This is a genomic window from Ileibacterium valens (genome assembly GCF_001945525.1).
Classification (GTDB): Bacteria; Bacillota_I; Bacilli_A; order Erysipelotrichales; family Erysipelotrichaceae; genus Ileibacterium; species Ileibacterium valens.
In genome coordinates this window covers 1-18807 of record NZ_MPJW01000101.1, presented here as the reverse complement: position 1 = coordinate 18807, position 18807 = coordinate 1, and the positions used below count along the sequence as shown (strand labels likewise).

Genomic DNA, 18807 nt, shown 5'->3' with positions numbered 1-18807 from the left:
TATTTTTCTACTCTTGTGACTTTCACTCTCTTGTTCCTGTTTTCTCTTATTTCTATTTATCGTTTCTAATTATCGATAATGATTTCAGTCAATTTTTATCCACGAATTTTCAGTAAAGATTCATCAGACATGATTGAAAGACTGACTCAATTCAGAATTCCAGTTTTGGCAGTTTAAGCTGTCAGATCAGAGAAAGTAATGGACAGCTTTTCAAGATTTTTTGGGTCTGTTTCGATCTGTTCCCCAATTTTGCCAGCTGAAAAAAGAATCGTATCGAAGTTTTCAGCGGATTGATCAATAAAAGTTCGAAAACTTTTTTTCATTCCAATTGGAGAACATCCGCCATGTACATAACCAGTCCTGTTAAACAGATCCTTCTGTAAAATCATCTCGACATTTTTGACGCCAGCGGCACTGGCCGCTTTTTTCAATGACAGTTTTTCATCGACAGGCACCAAAAAGACCAGATATTCTTTAGTATTGGCAATGGTTACCAGAGTCTTAAATGTTTTTGCCGGGTCTATACCAAAAGTTCTGGCCAGCTCACTTCCATTAGTGATCTTTGTATTGAGTTCATGAGGGATATATTCAATATTCAGATCTTCAAGAATACGCATCGCATTGGTTTTTGTACTTCCTTTATCATGTTTCGATTTCTTCGACATTCAATAAAACCTTCTTCCTGTATCCTGTGTATTTTATATCTACTACATCTTAATCGAATGTCCTCTTTTCGTCCTGTCAGGCTCTCTATTTCGACCTGATTTCTTTAAGGACATAATTCATAAGATGGGGCTTTCGATGATCTAAAAAAAATAACCGATCCAGTTATTTGAGTTTCAATCTGGTAAGGCCATAAGAATCAATCGAAAGCGTAAGGGATCGTTTTAAAGTAAAAAAGCTTCAGGTATTCGCCTGAAGCCGGTTAAGCAGAACTTTTGCTACGTAAACTTTGGTGCAGGAATGATCCATCGCCTTTTTACCGATAAAGGAATGGGCTTTTTCTTCACTCCAATGATATGTTTCGATCAATTTGAGCTTGCACAGATTGATCATTTTTTCATCCTTGAATTTCTGCTGCTCCTTTTGAATCTGTTTTTCAAGAAGGCGAATCTGATCCGAGAATTTTTCAATCAGAGCTATGGCCTGCATAGTCATGAGCTTCTGAAGCGGAGAGAGGATCACAAAGACTCGATGTTCCTGACATTGATAGGAAGCCTGATCATACAGCTCACCTGGAACAGCTAATAAAACTGGAATCTGGAAAACTGCAGCAACTTCGTTGGCAATCTGGATACAGCTTTCTCCACTTAATGGACCTGAAATCATAATCAGATCAAATTTTTCATCATTTAATTTTTGCTTCAGTTTTGAAGAAGATTTTTCAAGGCTCAAATCATATTTTGATGATGGGAAATACTGACCTTTCGTCTCAGAATTTGAAGAGAGCCAAATCACTTTCTTTTTTCTCATGAAAAATCACTGATCTTTCTTTATATATGTATTGATAATATGGTCTGGTAATACATTTGCAATGAAATCTGATTCAATGGCTAATGCTTTTGCTTCTTCAAGACTCGTTGGAAGAATATCCATTGAATCCTGTCTTTTGCAGGCACCTGGTTCAATCAGTTCCAGCTGATCTTCAATTCCCTTCAGACCCGCTTCAATCAGTAATGCAAAAGCCAGATACACACTGCAGGTGCAATCCGGTGAGCGGACTTCCATAATATCCGGAGATAATGCTGGGATTCTCAGCAAGGTAAATCTTGTCTGATCGGACCAGTCGATAAATAAAGGAGCCTGATCCTTGCCAAAACGGTCATAGGATTGCTTATTTGGATTCAGAAACAGAGTCATCTGTCGGATATACTTCAGAATTCCAGCCATGAACTGCTCTTTGATCCGTTCATCTTCAGTATCAAAGAAGCGCATTTGAATATGCAGTCCGCTGCCAGGCTGATTTTTGAAAGGGCGCGGGGAAAAATCAGCCCATAAGCCATTTAAGTGAGCGGTAGAACGAACAACCCATTTAAAGATCGCTGCTTCATCAGCCGCATTGAGGGCCGTATTGAAATGAAAATCCACTTCATTCTGGCCTTTTCCGTACTGATGGTAGGATTTATGGGGTTCAATTCCCATCTCATTTAAAGTCAGACAGATGTCTCTGCGGATATTTTCAGCCCGATCAAGTGGAGCGGCATCCATATATCCTGCCTGATCCATTGGAATATTCGTCTTTTCTCCCAGTTCATCCAGCTTTAACAGGTAGAATTCAAACTTTGCGGCCATTTCAATGGTCAGCCCGACCTTCTGCGCCTTTTTTACTGCCTTTTGCAGGATATAGCGAATATCGTAATCAAATCTTCTTCCATCTGGATAATAAAGATCACAGATCATATAGATGACGCAGCCATCAATCGATCGCCATGGCAGAACGGTCATCGTGGATGGGTCAGGCTTTAATACAAGATCAGAATGATCCGGGTTATTAAAACCTGTAACTGCAGTCGCATCGATCGTTACTCCCTTTTCGAAAGTGCGAGACATTCTGCTTGGAAGAATGGATACATTTTTCTGCCGGCCAAACACGTCAAAAAAAAGCAGTTTGATGAATTGAACGTTTTCTTCTTCAATAAACGTGAGAACCTCATCTTTAAAATACATAATCGTCCTCAACTTTCTTATGGCTCAGTATAAATGAAAATTAAGGTCAGCTATTCATAAAATGGAAATCGCTGTAAAAGACTTTTCAAAAGTGATATGTTTTGCTGCTTTTTTTGAAATGTCAGTACAATTTATATGCATATCCCATTAATGATCGATATTGCTTCACTCAATTAACATGCTTTTTCAACAATTAACAGGTTAGATGTTATAACATTTCTAAAATATGGTATGAAACTGAAAAAGTCTATTTTTCTGAAAATTTTCGAAAAATTGTTTCGTTCCTGTTGACAGAGCAAAATCAATCGAGTAATCTACAACCATGAAATGGCAAGGACGCCAGAAAACAGGCATACAGCATCTCGAATAAACGAGATGACTGAAATGCTTTGATTTCAGTGTCTTTGCCTTTTTTATTGAATACACAGGAGAACGATATGGAAAAACAGGTTACGGAAATCTTCGGTGAAAACGTCTTCGATGACTCCACCATGCGGCAGACTCTACCAAAAGATGTCTATAAAGAACTTCGAAAAACGATCGATGACGGTCTCCCCTTAAACCGAAAGATCGCTGATGCTGTAGCTCACGCTATGAAAGTATGGGCTCTTGAAAAAGGTGTTACTCACTTTACTCACTGGTTTCAGCCAATGACCGGCGTTACCGCTGAAAAGCATGATTCATTTATCACACCAGCCGGCAATGGAAAAGTCCTGATGGAATTTTCCGGAAAGGAATTGATCAAAGGAGAACCTGACGCTTCTTCCTTCCCAAGCGGCGGACTGCGGGCAACCTTTGAAGCCAGAGGGTATACAGCATGGGATCCTACCAGCAATGCGTTTATTAAGGAAGGTGTTCTTTGCATTCCGACAGCATTTGCTTCCTATACAGGACATGCTCTGGATAAAAAAACTCCATTGCTTCGCTCCATGGACGCAATCAATACTCAGGCTTTAAGAATCCTGCGGCTGTTTGGAGACAACCAGACTCGTTCCGTTAAAACAACAGTCGGACCAGAACAGGAATACTTCCTCGTTGATGAAAAATACTTCTGGGACCGCAAAGATCTGGTTTATACCGGACGGACTTTATTTGGCAGCATGGCTCCAAAAGGTCAGGAAATGGAAGACCATTATTTTGGAACCATTAAGAGCCGAGTTCAGAAGTTCATGACCGAACTCGATGAAGAACTATGGAAACTCGGAGTTACTTCCAAAACAGAACATAACGAAGTAGCGCCAGCTCAGCATGAAATGGCTCCAATCTTTACAACAACAAACCTCGCCACTGATCAGAACCAGCTGGCTATGGAACTCATTCAGAGAATCGCCAAAAAGCATGGCATGGTGGCTTTGCTTCATGAAAAGCCTTTTGATGGAATCAATGGAAGCGGAAAACATAACAACTGGTCCATTTCTACGGATAGCGGCGATAACCTGCTTGAACCAGGAGATACTCCTTATGAAAATATTCAGTTCCTTTTGTTCCTGGCTGCAATTGTTAAGGCAGTTGATGAACATCAGGATCTGTTAAGACTATCTGTGGCAACTGCTGGAAACGATCATCGTTTAGGCGCTAACGAAGCACCTCCTGCAATCATTTCCATCTTCATGGGTGATGAGCTTGAAGAAGTCATCGAAGCGATTCGTGATGATAAAGATTACGGCAACCATGAAAAAATCTTCATGAACATCGGAACCGATGTACTGCCAAATCTTCCAATCGATACGACAGACCGCAACCGGACTTCCCCATTTGCCTTTACTGGAAACAAATTTGAATTCCGTATGCCAGGCTCAGCGCAGTCTATTGCTGGAATCAACGTGATCCTGAACTCAGTTATTGCGGATTCCTTAAGAGAGATTGCAGATGCCCTTGAAGCCGCTCCTGATTTTGATTCTGCCTTACACGTATTGATTCAGAGCATCTTCCAGGATCATTCCAGAATCATCTTCAACGGAAACGGATATTCCGATGAATGGGTAAAAGAAGCTCAGAATAGAGGCCTGCTCAATCTGAAAACCACTCCAGATGCATTGCCATATTTTAAGAATGAAGAAAATATTGCCTTGTTTGAACGTCTAGGAGTATTCAGCCGTGAAGAAGTTCTCTCCCGTTACGAAATTCTGATGGAAGAATACGTCAACCTGATCAATATTGAAGCAAAAACTATGGTCAATATGGCTAAAAAGGAAATTCTGCCTGCAGTTGCCGGTTTTGAAGGCAAACTGGCCGACATCATCCTTTCGAAAAAAGAAGCGATGCCAGACCTGCCAGCCGTTTATGAAACCAGAACTTTGGAAGATGCCAGCGAGCTGACGAAAAAAGCTTACTATACTCTTGAAAAGCTCGAAACCGATGTGGCTGTACTGAACTCCATGAGTGATTTTGAAGAAAAAGCCTTCTTCGTTCGTGACCACATTCTGGCTGATATGGAAGCCTTAAGAGAACCATGTGACTTCTTAGAAGACATTACCGATGCAAAAGAATGGCCATTCCCAACTTACGGGAAACTGCTCTTTGGTATTCAGTAATTCATCAGCACTGTAGTTGAAAGATCTGCGGCAGTGTACGCTGCCGCTTTCTTATACCCAATTTTACGGTAACATTCCATTTTTATTCCCCAAATTGACAAAATGGATGTTAATTTAACTACAAACCGGAGGAATCTTTATGTGTACAGTATTAGGAATTCAGAGTCGATCAGCAACATTGGATATGGCCAAGGAAGCCATGTCCTGTACAAAAAGCCGTGGACCAGACCAGGAAAGATTTCTTGAGACTCAGGCTGGAGTCTTAGGATTTCAGCGTCTGGCGATCATGGGTCTTAATGAAGCTGGAATGCAGCCATTTACCTTAAATGAGAATGCTCTGGTCTGTAATGGCGAGATCTATGGATTTCGAAAGCTGAAAGCAGATCTTGAAGAAAAAGGCTATGTTTTCATGTCAGACAGTGACTGTGAAATTCTTCTTCCAATGTATGAAGAATATGGAACAGACATGTTTGAAAAACTTGATGCTGAATATGCCCTGATCCTGTATGACGATTCCAAGAAATCATTTGTCGCAGCCAGAGACCCAATGGGAATTCGACCTTTGTTTTATGGTTATTTGAAAGAAGATGGAAGTATCTGCTTTGCTTCAGAAGCTAAGAACCTGGTGAAACTCTGTGATTCAATCATGCCTTTCCCACCTGGTCATTATTACCAGGATGGACAGTTTATCTGCTATCTTGACCTTTCCGTTGTAGATGAACCGGCTGCGCAGAAGGATGTAGAAGGAGTCTGCAGTAAAATTCATGATCTGCTGATCGATGCGATTGATAAGCGGCTTGATTCGGATGCTCCAGTCGGCTTTCTGCTTTCTGGCGGCCTGGACAGTTCTCTGGTCTGTGCAATTGCCGCCAGTCGATCCGATCAGCCGATTGAAACTTTTGCCATCGGTATGGAAGAAGATGCCATCGATCTGAAGTACGCAAAACAGGTGGCCAATTTTATTGGCAGCAATCATCATGAATTGATCATGACTGAAAAGGAAGTTCTTGACACCCTTGAAGAAGTGATTGCTGAACTGGCTACCTATGACATCACCACAATTCGGGCAAGCATGGGTATGTATCTAATCTGCAAAAAAATCCGTGAAATCTCAGATGTCCGAGTTCTACTGACTGGTGAAATTTCAGATGAGCTCTTTGGTTATAAATATACGGATTATGCGCCAAGTGCACAGGAATTCCAAAGGGAAAGTGCCAAGCGAATTAAAGAGCTTTATATGTATGACGTACTGAGAGCCGACCGCTGCATTTCGACTCATTCAATGGAAGCAAGAGTTCCCTTTGGTGATATCGCTTTTGTGAAATATGTCATGAGCATCGATCCAGAACTTAAGCTCAACACCTATAACAAAGGCAAATATCTGCTGCGTCATGCTTTTGAAAAAGATCAGATTCTGCCTTATGAAATTCTGATGCGCGAAAAAGCAGCGTTCTCAGATGCCGTCGGGCATTCGATGGCTGATGATTTAAAAGCTCTGGCTGAGCGGACATATTCGGATGAAGAATTCGAAGCCAGAAAAGCCTTATATGATCATGCCGCTCCTTTTACTAAGGAAAGCTTGCTCTATCGTGATCTCTTTGAAAAGTATTATCCTGGACAGTCCAGAATGGTTGTCGATTTCTGGATGCCAAACAAGGAGTGGCAGGGCTGTGATGTCAATGATCCATCTGCTCGTTATCTCTCCAACTATGGAGAAAGCGGAATCTGATCGAATCCGGTAGAACCGATAAAAATTAAAAAACTTCGTTATGATCAGAATTTTCTGGTCATAACGAATCTTATATATGAATGTTTTTTCTTAAGTAATTTTTCTATTCATTATTCAGTGTACTGATAAAGACAATCCAGGATCTCTTGCGGATCTCTTTGGATACGATTTGAAAGGAGTTTTTCTGAAATGTTTGATTACATGAATGAACACGATGCCTGCGGGATCGGAGCGGTTGTACAAATCGATGGAACCCCCAGCTTTGACGTGGTAGACAAAGCTTTGCATATTGTGGAAAAACTCGAACACCGTGCCGGAAAAGACGCGACTGGCCAGGTCGGTGATGGCGTTGGAATTCTTTTAGCCGTTTCTGATGATTTCTTCCAGAAAGCGGCAAAAGAAGCCGGCATATCCATTCAGGAAAAAGGAACCTACGGTGTGGGTATGTTCTTTTTTCCTGAAAATGAGCTTGAAAGAAATCAGGCAAAGAAATTGTTTGAAACGATAACTGAAAAAGAAGGATGCTCCTTTTTAGGCTGGAGAAAAGTTCCAACTTCCCCATCCATTCTGGGAAAAGTGGCTCAGGACTGTATGCCTTCCATTTGGCAGGGCTTTGTTCAGAAACCTAAGGGAGTAAAAAACGGAATTGATTTTGATCGAATTCTCTATGTGATCCGCCGGGAATTTGAAAAAAGCTGTCCGGATACCTATGTGGCTTCTCTTTCAAGCCGAACGATTGTCTATAAGGGAATGTTCCTGGTAGATCAGCTGCGTAAATTCTATGCAGATCTTCAGGATACGGATTATAAATCTGCGATTGCGATTGTCCATTCCCGTTTTTCAACCAATACAACTCCTAGCTGGCAGCGGGCTCATCCAAACCGCCTGATTGCTCATAATGGAGAAATCAATACAATCCGCGGAAATGCCAACCGAATGCTGGCCCGTGAAGAAAGCATGACTTCAGATTTCATCGAAGATGAATATCAGAAAATTCTTCCTGTAATTAATAACGCTGGTTCTGATTCAGCCATGCTCGATAACTCTCTGGAATTTTTGATGATGAATGGAATGGACCTAGCCAAAGCGGTGATGATCACCATTCCTGAACCATGGAAACATGTTCCAATGGATCAATCCCGTCAGGACTTCTATCATTACTATGCAACGATGATGGAACCCTGGGATGGTCCGGCAGCCATTCTTTTTTCCGATGGTGAAAAATGCGGAGCGGTATTAGACCGAAATGGTTTGCGTCCAAGCCGTTATTACATTACAAAAGACGGACAATTCATTCTGTCCTCTGAAGTTGGAGTTCTGGATCTTGATCCATCCGATATCGTCATAAAATCCAGACTTGAACCAGGAAAAATGCTTTTGATTGATACGATTGAAGGAAGACTGATTCCTGATGAAGAATTAAAGGAAAACTTTGCAAAATCTAAACCATATGGAGAATGGCTGTCTTTAAAGCTTCTCGACTTAAAGAACCTTCCCGCACCGGATAAAAAAGTCAGAATGCATTCTCAGGAAGATCGGGACCGCCTTTATCGCGTATTTGGATATACCTTTGAAGACGTTAATGACCAGTTGCTGGCTATGGCAAAAACTGGTAAGGAACCAACCGCTTCGATGGGCACGGATATTCCATTAGCCGCTTTGTCGAAACTTCACCCTTCCCTGTTTCATTACTTTAAGCAGCTGTTTGCTCAGGTAACGAACCCTCCAATCGACTCCTTACGTGAAAAGGTTGTCACTGATACGACGGTTTATATTGGAAGTTCTGGAAATCTGCTGGAAGAAAAGGCTGGAAACTGCACCGTTTTAGAAGTCAATAATCCGATTCTTGAAGCCAGAGATCTCGATAAGATCAAGAACCTGGACCGCGATGGATTCCATTCTCAGGTTATTTCTCTGCTGTTCTACCGGGGTATGCCATTAAAAGATGCTCTGGATCAGCTCTTTTTAGAAGCGGACAGAGCTTACCGCAATGGAAAGAACATCCTGATCCTCTCCGATGTAGGTGTCGATGAATCGCACATGGCTATTCCAAGCCTGCTTGCGGTTTCGGCATTAGAACAGCATCTGGTAAAGACCAAGAAAAAGACTTCCATGTCAATCATCCTTGAAAGTGGTGAACCTAAAACCGTTCATGAATTTGCAGCCCTGTTAGGATTTGGAGCCACTGCCATTTATCCTTACCTGGCTCATGAATGTATTGAAGAACTGATTGACAAGGACATGCTTGATAAGGAACCATCCATTGCCATCCGTGATTATAATGAAGCCATTCTTTCTGGAATCGTAAAGATTGCTGCCAAGATGGGGATCTCTACATTACAGTCCTATCAGGGAGCTCAGATCTTTGAAGCCATTGGAATCGACCGCGATGTCATTGATGCTTACTTCACCAATACTCAGTCTCAGATCGGAGGCATTGGTTTAAAAGACATTGAAGAAGATTTGATTTACCATCATGACCGGGCTTTTGATCCACTTGGACTTCCAGTCAATACAACCCTTGATTCGATTGGTTATCACAAACTCAGAAGCGGCGCAGGCAAGGAAGACCATCTGTATGATCCAAAAACAATTGTTCTTCTGCAAAAAGCGACTGCCGAAGGAAACTATGAACTCTTTAAGGAATATACCCAAAGAGTCAATGATGAAAACAGACCTCATACCTTAAGAGCATTGTTTGATTTTGATGAAAGTCAGAATTCGATTCCATTAGAAGAAGTGGAACCAGCTTCCGAAATTGTCAAACGCTTTAAAACGGGCGCCATGTCCTATGGTTCCATCTCTCAGGAAGCGCATGAAACCATGGCAGAAGCGATGAACCGTCTGGGCGGTAAATCCAATTCCGGTGAAGGCGGAGAAAGACCTGAACGTTTTGGAACCATCAGGAATTCAGCAATCAAACAGGTAGCATCCGGCCGTTTTGGTGTAACCAGCGAATATCTGGTGAGCGCCGATGAGATTCAGATCAAAATGGCTCAGGGAGCCAAGCCGGGTGAAGGCGGACATCTTCCGGGCAACAAGGTTTATCCCTGGATTGCCAAAACCAGATGTTCAACTCCAGGAGTGACTCTGATTTCTCCACCTCCTCATCACGATATCTATTCGATTGAAGATTTAGCCCAGCTGATTTACGATTGCAAGAACGCAAACCGTGATGCCAGAATTTCAGTAAAACTCTGCTCAGAAAACGGTGTTGGAACTGTTGCCTGCGGCGTAGCCAAGGCAGGAGCCAAGGTCATTCTGATTTCAGGATACGATGGAGGAACCGGAGCTGCCGGTCAGTCTTCCATTCATAATGCCGGTCTTCCATGGGAACTTGGTCTGATTCAGACTCACAAGGCACTAAGCGAGAATGGACTTCGAAAACGTGTCATTGTCGAAACGGACGGTAAGTTGATGAGCGGGCGAGATGTAGCGATTGCTGCCTTGTTAGGAGCTGAAGAATTTGGATTTGCGACCGCTCCATTAGTAACAATGGGCTGCCGGATGATGAGAGTCTGCAACCTGGATACCTGCCCATTCGGTGTTGCTACTCAAAACGAAGAACTTCGCGGGCGCTTTAAGGGTAAAGCAGAAAATGTAATGAACTTCATGCTCTTTATCGCTGAAGAACTGCGTGAAATCATGGCTCGTTTAGGGTATAGAACGCTCGATGAAATGATTGGACACGCCGATCGGTTAAAAATTCGTGAAAACGTTGAAGTAAATTCCAGAGCAGGCTCTTTGCATCTTGAAGAACTGCTAAAGAACATCCAGCCCATCTGCCATGATGATGCCGAATCTTACGATTTCAAACTTGAAGAAACCCAGGATGTGGCTAAGCTGCTGCCCGAATTCATGCCTTATCTCAACAGTAAAAAACCATATGAAACAACCATTAAGATCTCTTCAACTGATCGTACTTTAGGAACCATTCTGGGCAGTGAAATTACTCGTCGCTTTAAGAACAGCCTTAAAGAAGATACATATGTCGTGAACTGTATTGGTGGGGCTGGTCAGTCTTTTGGGGCCTTTTTGCCAAAAGGATTGACGCTCAAATGCACCGGTGATGCCAATGATTACTTTGGAAAAGGACTTTCGGGAGGAAAACTGGTAATTGCTCCAGATCCACGGTCTCCATTTAAAGCTGCTGATAACGTCGTGATTGGAAACGTAGCTTTATATGGTGCTACCGATGGAAAAGCCTTTATCAATGGAAAAGCCGGAGAACGTTTCTGTGTCCGCAATTCCGGAGCGACTGCAGTGGTTGAAGGCTGCGGCGATCATGGTCTTGAATATATGACTGGCGGGTATGCCGTTATACTGGGTAAAACCGGGAAAAACTTCGCGGCTGGTATGAGCGGTGGAATTGCCTATGTTTTAGATGTAGAGCATTCTCTTTATCGTTCGATCAACCAGGAACTTGTATCCATGGAAGCTTTAGAAGCCAAACAGGATATTGAAAAACTCCATGAAATTCTCGAAGAACATTACAGGGAAACTCATTCTGAACTTGCCAGAGAAATTCTCGATCATTTTGATGATTACCTGATCCATTTCAAAAAGATTATTCCAAATGACTTCAAGAAAATACGTCAGGATATGAAGGATCTTGAAGACAAAGGATTTACCCCTGCTGAAGCCAGTCTGAAAGCTTTCAGAATGGCCCATCCGGAATAGAGAAAAGGAGAAATGGAAAATGGCTAAAAATAACGGATTCCTGATTTATGAACGCCAGGAGAATCCATGCGTTTCTCCTGAAAAAAGACTTGAAAGTTTTGACGAGTTTCATGTCCCCCTGCCTTACGAAAAACGAATGGAACAGGCTGCCCGCTGTATGCACTGCGGCGTTCCATTCTGCCAGTCGGCTTTAGAGCTCAAAGGAATGGTCACCGGCTGTCCGCTTCATAATCTGATTCCAGAATGGAATGAAGAACTGGTTGCCGGTAACGATGAATATGCTTTAAAACGTCTGCTTAAGACCAATCCTTTCCCTGAATTTACAAGCAGAGTTTGCCCTGCTCTTTGTGAAAAGGCCTGTATTAATGGCATCGATTCAAACGCAACCACGATTCATGACAATGAAAACTATATTATCGAAACTGGATTTGCGAGAGGCTGGATGAAACCGCAGCCTCCTGCAATCCGTTCAGGTAAAAAAGCTGCGATCATTGGAAGCGGACCGGCGGGTTTATCCGTCGCACAATATCTCAACCAAAGAGGTCATCAGGTTACGGTCTTTGAAAAAGCAGATCGACCTGGAGGACTTCTGATGTACGGAATTCCAAATATGAAACTCGATAAAAAAGTGGTTGATCGTCGAATTTCATTGATGAAAGATGAAGGAATTCAATTTGCCTGTCATGTGGAGGCTGGCAAGGACATCAGCAAGGAAGAATTGTTCCAGGATTTTGACGTGGTCGTATTGGCGGCAGGCAGCAGAAAACCCAGATCTCTGAATCTTGAAGGCATGGACCTGTCGGGTGTCATGTTTGCGGTAGATTACCTTACGGATGCAACCCGATCAGTAGTCAGCAATAAGAAGCCTCTGATATCTGCTAAGAATAAAAATGTGGTTATCGTCGGAGGCGGAGATACTGGAAATGACTGCGTTGGGACAGCCCTTCGGCAGCATTGCAAGTCAGTCATTCAGTTAGAAATGACTCCAATGCCTCCAATTGAAAGAACGGCGGATAACCCTTGGCCTGAATGGCCAAAAGTCGCCAAATTCGATTATGGACAACAGGAAGCCGCTGCTGTATTTGGAAAGGATCCAAGAATTTTTTCCACAACGGTTAAACGTCTGATCGAAAAGAACGGCCGCCTGCATGAGATTGAAATTGTTTCCTTAGGTCCTGATTTTAAACCGATCGAAGGAACCGAAAAGATCCTGAAGTGTGACTTATTGCTGATTGCAGCCGGTTTTATCGGAATTGAAGATTCCTTAAAGGAGTCCTTTCATCTTGAAACGACACCTAGAAATACAATCATTACGAAAGAAGCAAGCTATCAGACACAGAATCCAAAAATCTTTGCCTGCGGTGACTGCAAACGAGGCCAGTCGTTAGTGGTATGGGCCTTAGAACAGGGAAAGCAATGTGCCAAGGAAGTGGATCGGTATCTGATGGGATATTCGAACATCGAATAGATAGTTTTGATGGATAAACTGATATATCGGTTCAAATCTGTAGAAAATAAACCAGATCATAACTGGTATTAAAGGCGCAGAATAACAGATATAATGGAGTGGACTATTATTGGTTCATTAGTTCACCATTTATTAGTGCATTATTAAATTAGACTTAAAAGGTTCAGATGGATGAGAGAAATCTCATTTTATCTGAACCTTTTCTTTCATTTTGGCTGACTTTCAAGAAAAGATGGAAAAAGATTGAAAAGATACAGTGAGAACGAATTTACCATAATGATCACACGGTACTGAAAATCTTAAATAATATGATATCGTGGCTGTCAGATTGTCCTCCTGGTAAAGACTCTTTCTGGAGAACAAATACTGAATTCTGACAGAACTGGCAAGGATTGATCACAGGTCAAATCTCTATTCCTGCCTTTCATCTCTTCATACTCTAAAATAAACACGAAGTATAAATGGCTGTTGAGAATTCGGTTTCTACATTTAACGTACTTCGTTTTTCAAACTATTTATCGAAAACTTTTTGATAGAAAAGGAAGCTTTTATGAATACAAGAATTTTGAATATCCGTAAACGAAGCGGAGCTTTTGAAGCATTCGATCCCACTAAGATCAATGCAGCGCTTTATAAGGCATTTGCTTCAACCGATGAATTGATATCAGATCCAAAGCTTTTGGAAATCACTCAGGATATCGTTAACCGGCTCAATGAAGAATGTGATGTCGAACAGATACAGGATGTTGCAGAACAGGTGTTAATGGAAAATGGATATTTTAAAACGGCTAAAGCCTATATCCTTTATCGCCAATCGCATTATCGTTTACGTGAAACCCTCAATAAAATCGTCGATCTGGTCATCGATCCACAGATACAACCCGTTCTTCGGGAAATTCAGAAGGATTTTTCTGAACCTGAATACTCTCTTGAAAGACTGCAGATTAAAGCCGCTGAACTGATCCGGGAGGATCAGTCCCAGAAAATCCGTCTTTCCATGCTTGAAAGAGCAGCCAGCGAACTGGTCAGCCGTAAAGCTCCGAAATGGGAAGAAATCGCTGCCCGTATACTTAACTACGAGCTCGAAAAAGAAATTTCAGCAAACATGGTGGATTTAAATATTCATTCCTGGCCTGAAAAATTAGAATACTTAACCAGCCAGAATCTGCTCCTTCCTGATCTTCTTAAAAAATATACAAAAGAAGATCTTGAAATCCTGAATGCAGCCATGAAACCTGAAAGAACCAGACTGTTTAAGCATCCTGGTCTAGACTTGCTGAAAAACCGATACCTGATTGTCTCTCATGACGGAAAACCACTTGAAAGTGTTCAGGAAATGTTTATGGGAATTGCCATGCATTTAGCCATGCCTGAGCAAAATTATGTGGAATGGGCGATTCGCTTTTATGACATGCTCAGTACCCTTCAGGTAACCATGGCCACCCCAACCATGGCCAATGCCAGAAAACCGTTTCATCAGATGTCGAGCTGTTTCATTGATACCGTAGAAGATTCATTAAGCGGAATTTACAAATCTCTTGATAACTTTGCCCGCGTTTCCAAACACGGTGGAGGTATGGGTCTTTATTTAGGCAAGGTCAGAGCCAGTGGCAGTGATATCCGCGGCTTTGAAGGGGCTGCCGGTGGGGTTATCCGCTGGATCCGTCTGATCAACGATACTGCCATTGCCGTTGACCAGTTGGGAGTTCGTTCTGGAGCCGCTGCAGTTTATCTGGATATCTGGCATCGTGATATTCCTGAATTCATGCAGCTGAGAACCAATAACGGGGATGAAAGAATGAAAGCCCATGATATCTTCCCTGCTCTTTGTGTACCTGATCTTTTCTGGCGTCTGGCCAAAACCGATTTGGATTCCGAATGGCATTTAATGGATCCGCATCAGATTCTAAGAGTCAAGGGCTGGTGCCTGGAAGACAGCTATGGGGATGAATGGGAAAGAAAATATTTTGACTGTGTCAGTGATCCAAAAATCGAAAAGCGAACCCTTTCGGTTAAGGATATGATTCGAATGATGATTAAATCCATGGTTGAAACAGGAACTCCATTTATCTTCAATCGGGATGTCGTCAATGAAGCCAATCCAAATTCTCATCAGGGTATGATTTACGCGTCCAACTTGTGTACTGAGATTGCGCAGAACATGTCAGCGATGCATCAGGATGAACCAACAATTATTCAATGTGATGGCGAAACGATCATCTCAACTATAACCCATCCGGGTGATTTTGTGGTCTGCAATTTGGCCAGCCTTTCACTGGGTCATATCGATGTCAATGATGATGACAAACTCAAGCAAGTCATTACGACGGTCATGAGGGCTCTTGATAATGTCATTGATCTGAACTACTATCCGCTGCCGACAGCCAAACTCACTTCGCAATCCATGCGTCCAGTTGGATTAGGCACCAGCGGCTATCAGCATCTTTTGGCCAAGCAGCATATTCCTTTTGAAAATGAAAGACACCTGACTTATATGGATGACCTCTATGAGCGTATCAATTATCATGCCTTACAGGCCAGCTGTGAACTTGCCAGGGAAAAAGGCTCCTATGCTCATTTTAAAGGCAGCGATTATGATACCGGGGAGTATTTTGTTAAACGAGATTATACCTCTGAGAAATGGAAGAAGCTGGCCAGTGAAATTCATGAAAATGGTTTAAGAAATGGATATCTGATGGCTATCGCACCAACTTCGAGTACTTCCATCCTGGCTGGAACAACAGCAGCTGTCGATCCAATCCTCAAAAAATTCTACCTTGAGGAAAAGAAAGGTTCGATGCTCACACGAGTGGCCCCTGACTTATCCGATGAAACCTTCTGGTATTACAAAAACGCTCATTTTATTAATCAGAACTGGGTTGTGGATGCCGCCGGAATCAGACAGCGGCACATTGATCAGGCTCAATCAGTTAACCTGTATATCACCCCAGAATTTACATTCCGAAAGATCCTGGATTTGTATATCCGGGCATGGGAAAAAGGCGTCAAAACGATTTATTACGTACGTTCTCAATCTCTCGAAGTAGAAGAATGCGAATCGTGCAGTGCCTAGAAAGAAGCTAATCATGGAACTGAAACAAAAAGCCTTATTTAATGCCAATGGAGATATCGATCTGTCCAAACGATCGATGATCAACGGCAATACCACCAATCTGAATGACTTCAATAATGTGAAATATGACTGGACGAGCCGCTGGTATCGTCAGGCAATGAACAACTTCTGGATTCCTGAAGAAATTAATCTGGCTCAAGATATTAAGGATTACCGCAATTTTTCTGATATCGAAAGAACCGCTTTTGACAAGATCCTGTCTTTTCTTGTCTTTCTCGATTCTCTTCAGACCGCAAACCTTCCAAATATTGGAGCTTATATCACTGCCAACGAAGTCAATCTTTGTCTGACCATTCAGGCATTTCAGGAAGCTGTTCATTCACAGTCCTACTCCTACATGTTAGATACGATCTGTCCGCCTCAAAAACGAAACGAGATCCTGTATCAATGGAAAAATGACGAGCATCTGCTGCGCCGAAACGAGTTTATCGGCAATCTCTATAATGATTTTCTAGCTCATAAGGATCCAAAACATCTGGTCAAGACTTTGATTGCCAACTATATTCTTGAAGGAATATACTTCTATTCCGGATTCATGTTTTTCTATAACATGGGACGAATGGGTAAGATTCCAGGAAGTGTTCAGGAAATTCGTTATATTAACCGCGATGAAAATACGCATTTGTGGTTATTCAGAAACATTCTCCTTGAACTTCAGAAGGAACAGCCTGAACTTTTCACTGCTGAAGATGTCAGAGAATACAGAGAAATGATCAAACACGGTGCTGAAGAAGAGATGGACTGGGCCGCCTACGTTCTTGGGGACCGTATTGCGGGTCTGAATCCTGAAATGGTTGAGGATTACATTAAATATCTGGCGAATCTTCGATGCAAAGGATTAAATTTCGAGCCAGTCTTCGAAGGCCACGATGAAATTCCAGAATCCATGAAATGGGTGGATAATTACAGCCGTGCTAATGACATCAAAACAGATTTCTTCGAAGCCAAGTCTACAGCTTACTCCAAAGCTGGCGCGATTGTTGATGATCTATAAATGAATCTGAGCATGCAAGACCAGTGCTGCTCCTGCTGCTGTTATCTAAGAACTTGATGTTCATGCTACCGGCATTTGCATCTAAAAAAATAAAATAAATAATCAATCCTGTCCTGCATACTGATCAAAAAGGATTGCATCCAGACTGAGTAAATGACACCTGAGTCCATGATATGGAAACCGTGGTATTTGTCAGCGGATGCAATCCTTTTTTCTTTTGGTAATGCTATTTTAAGAAACATCAGTTCCAAAAGAAGGTATGAATTCAAACATGTCCAATGCAAATTCAGGATCATATTCACTCATGAATTTAAAAACAGAAACCAGAGTAAAATAATCAGTTAAATTCATATGTTTTTGATGTTAACGCTTTCTTGAATGTTAAAATAGGATTGACAATTGATCATCCAGCAAAATTTTATTTTTTTCATTATGAAAGCTTAGGACAGGAGGCACAATTATGATTATTCGATCCAATACAAAACAAGCCATTGATCAGTATCAGGAGAAATGCCCCTTCTGCCTGAATGTACTGAATCAGCCGATTCTTACTTATATCGATTGTGATAAGCAGCCAGATCTGAAATATGAAGCCATTTGCGGTCATCTTCTTCATTCGCGCTGCCCGCATTGCGGATCACAGATTCCCCTTTCACAATCTCTAACCTATGAAGATAAACTCAATCATACGATTCTCTACTTTGAACCTGATGATCAGAAACGTTCTTCATTGAACAAGACCCTGCAAAAGAAAATATCTGAACGTAAAATTCGTTTTAAAAAAACATTTTATCGAATCCTGAAACGCCGAGAAGATTTTTATGAAAAATCCAGAATTCTTGATTGTTCCCTGGATGATCGTCTGATTGAACTGATGAAGATTTATATTGTTCAGTTCTTTTCGATCGAACGCAATCAGAACGTTTCATCCATCCGTTTTCAGCTTCAAAAGGATCGACCGGTTTTTTTGCTTGATATTAATGAAGCAAAAGGCATATTTGGTTTTTCAACCGAGGATTATGATCTGCTCAAAAATGCAGTAAAAACTTTAGAACAGATGGATCCAGCACTCTGTTCGGAACACCTTTTACATGTCGATTCTCAATGGGCCGTTGAGACTTTTCCTAAAGTACAGTTTCTGTTGATGGATCCTTCGAAATCGTCTGATCTCGAGACGGATAATCTCGATGAACTCTGTATTTCACCAGACGGCTATCCATATGGAGCTTAATTGGTAACCTTTTGAAATTTGCATGGGCTTAGATCCTCCGGTTCCAGTCGATATTCTGTATTCGACTAGAACTGGAGGATTTTATGCATAATTATCTGTTTTCCAAATCCCGTGAACTGAATCAGGAACAGTGGATGAACCTGGTTGATCAATATCAGGTGTCAGGTCTGACTCAGGCTGGCTTCTGCGTCCAAAACGGCCTGGCTTTATCCACCTTCCAGTACTGGCGCAGAAAAGCTGCCGCCGTATCGCCTGCTTCAGCGGCTCTTGAATTCGTAGAAATTGACAGGACGGTCTTCCTGGATTTGGAAGGATCAGACGAGAGTCCAAAGCCGGTGATTGAAATCACTGACAGCGACCGAACGATCCGT

11 protein-coding genes are annotated in these 18807 nt (G+C 42.0%); 8 read left to right on the top strand and 3 right to left on the bottom strand.

Translation table 11 applies throughout. The features are described 5' to 3' along the window. Window positions 1-173: 173 nt before the first annotated feature. The 3 genes from ybaK to BO222_RS04705 all read right to left on the bottom strand — a co-directional run bounded on the left by ybaK (window position 174) and on the right by BO222_RS04705 (window position 2667). Window positions 174-665: a Cys-tRNA(Pro) deacylase gene (ybaK, locus tag BO222_RS04715; RefSeq protein WP_075818837.1), complete on the bottom strand. Its 492-nt coding sequence runs from the start codon at window positions 663-665 to the stop codon at window positions 174-176. Between the two features lie 238 nt (window positions 666-903). Further along, window positions 904-1473, bottom strand: a complete 570-nt coding sequence (locus BO222_RS04710; protein ID WP_075818835.1) for an ANTAR domain-containing protein — start codon at window positions 1471-1473, stop codon at window positions 904-906. Between the two features lie 6 nt (window positions 1474-1479). Further along, entirely contained in the window at window positions 1480-2667 is a 1188-nt protein-coding gene (locus tag BO222_RS04705; RefSeq protein WP_083647674.1) for a glutamine synthetase family protein, read from the bottom strand. Between the two features lie 437 nt (window positions 2668-3104). Between BO222_RS04705 and BO222_RS04700 the strand changes: the two genes are divergently transcribed. The 8 genes from BO222_RS04700 to tnpA all read left to right on the top strand — a co-directional run. After that, entirely contained in the window at window positions 3105-5201 is a 2097-nt protein-coding gene (locus tag BO222_RS04700; RefSeq protein WP_075818833.1) for a glutamine synthetase III family protein, read from the top strand. 139 nt (window positions 5202-5340) lie between these two features. Next, window positions 5341-6930 carry an asparagine synthase B gene (gene asnB, locus BO222_RS04695; protein WP_075818831.1) on the top strand — a complete coding sequence of 530 codons (1590 nt, stop codon included), beginning with the start codon at window positions 5341-5343 and terminating at the stop codon, window positions 6928-6930. A 189-nt stretch (window positions 6931-7119) separates the two neighbouring features. Beyond that, window positions 7120-11610, top strand: coding sequence for a glutamate synthase large subunit (gene gltB, locus BO222_RS04690; protein ID WP_075818829.1), 4491 nt, complete (start codon window positions 7120-7122; stop codon window positions 11608-11610). A gap of 19 nt (window positions 11611-11629) precedes the next feature. Then, window positions 11630-13078 (top strand): glutamate synthase subunit beta, encoded by a 1449-nt coding sequence (locus BO222_RS04685; protein WP_075818827.1) that lies wholly within the window; start codon window positions 11630-11632, stop codon window positions 13076-13078. A 550-nt stretch (window positions 13079-13628) separates the two neighbouring features. Next, a complete protein-coding gene (locus BO222_RS04680; RefSeq protein ID WP_408606350.1) occupies window positions 13629-16151 on the top strand; it encodes a ribonucleoside-diphosphate reductase subunit alpha in 2523 nt (840 codons plus the stop codon). A gap of 13 nt (window positions 16152-16164) precedes the next feature. Beyond that, window positions 16165-17205, top strand: coding sequence for a ribonucleotide-diphosphate reductase subunit beta (locus BO222_RS04675; protein WP_075818825.1), 1041 nt, complete (start codon window positions 16165-16167; stop codon window positions 17203-17205). Window positions 17206-17665: 460 nt separating this feature from the next. After that, window positions 17666-18436: a CpXC domain-containing protein gene (locus BO222_RS04670; protein ID WP_075818823.1), complete on the top strand. Its 771-nt coding sequence runs from the start codon at window positions 17666-17668 to the stop codon at window positions 18434-18436. An 83-nt stretch (window positions 18437-18519) separates the two neighbouring features. Continuing rightward, window positions 18520-18807 (top strand): IS66 family insertion sequence element accessory protein TnpA (gene tnpA, locus BO222_RS04665; RefSeq protein WP_198931968.1); only part of this gene is annotated, 288 nt, incomplete at its 3' end.

Excerpts from the sequence above, each read along its gene's own strand:
- ybaK (WP_075818837.1), bottom strand. The coding sequence starts at position 665 with ATGTCGAAGAAATCGAAACATGATAAAGGAAGTACAAAAACCAATGCG.
- BO222_RS04685 (WP_075818827.1), top strand. The coding sequence starts at position 11,630 with ATGGCTAAAAATAACGGATTCCTGATTTATGAACGCCAGGAGAATCCA.
- BO222_RS04700 (WP_075818833.1), top strand. The coding sequence starts at position 3,105 with ATGGAAAAACAGGTTACGGAAATCTTCGGTGAAAACGTCTTCGATGAC.
- BO222_RS04680 (WP_408606350.1), top strand. The coding sequence starts at position 13,629 with ATGAATACAAGAATTTTGAATATCCGTAAACGAAGCGGAGCTTTTGAA.
- asnB (WP_075818831.1), top strand. The coding sequence starts at position 5,341 with ATGTGTACAGTATTAGGAATTCAGAGTCGATCAGCAACATTGGATATG.
- BO222_RS04675 (WP_075818825.1), top strand. The coding sequence starts at position 16,165 with ATGGAACTGAAACAAAAAGCCTTATTTAATGCCAATGGAGATATCGAT.
- BO222_RS04710 (WP_075818835.1), bottom strand. The coding sequence starts at position 1,473 with ATGAGAAAAAAGAAAGTGATTTGGCTCTCTTCAAATTCTGAGACGAAA.
- BO222_RS04705 (WP_083647674.1), bottom strand. The coding sequence starts at position 2,667 with ATGTATTTTAAAGATGAGGTTCTCACGTTTATTGAAGAAGAAAACGTT.
- BO222_RS04670 (WP_075818823.1), top strand. The coding sequence starts at position 17,666 with ATGATTATTCGATCCAATACAAAACAAGCCATTGATCAGTATCAGGAG.
- gltB (WP_075818829.1), top strand. The coding sequence starts at position 7,120 with ATGTTTGATTACATGAATGAACACGATGCCTGCGGGATCGGAGCGGTT.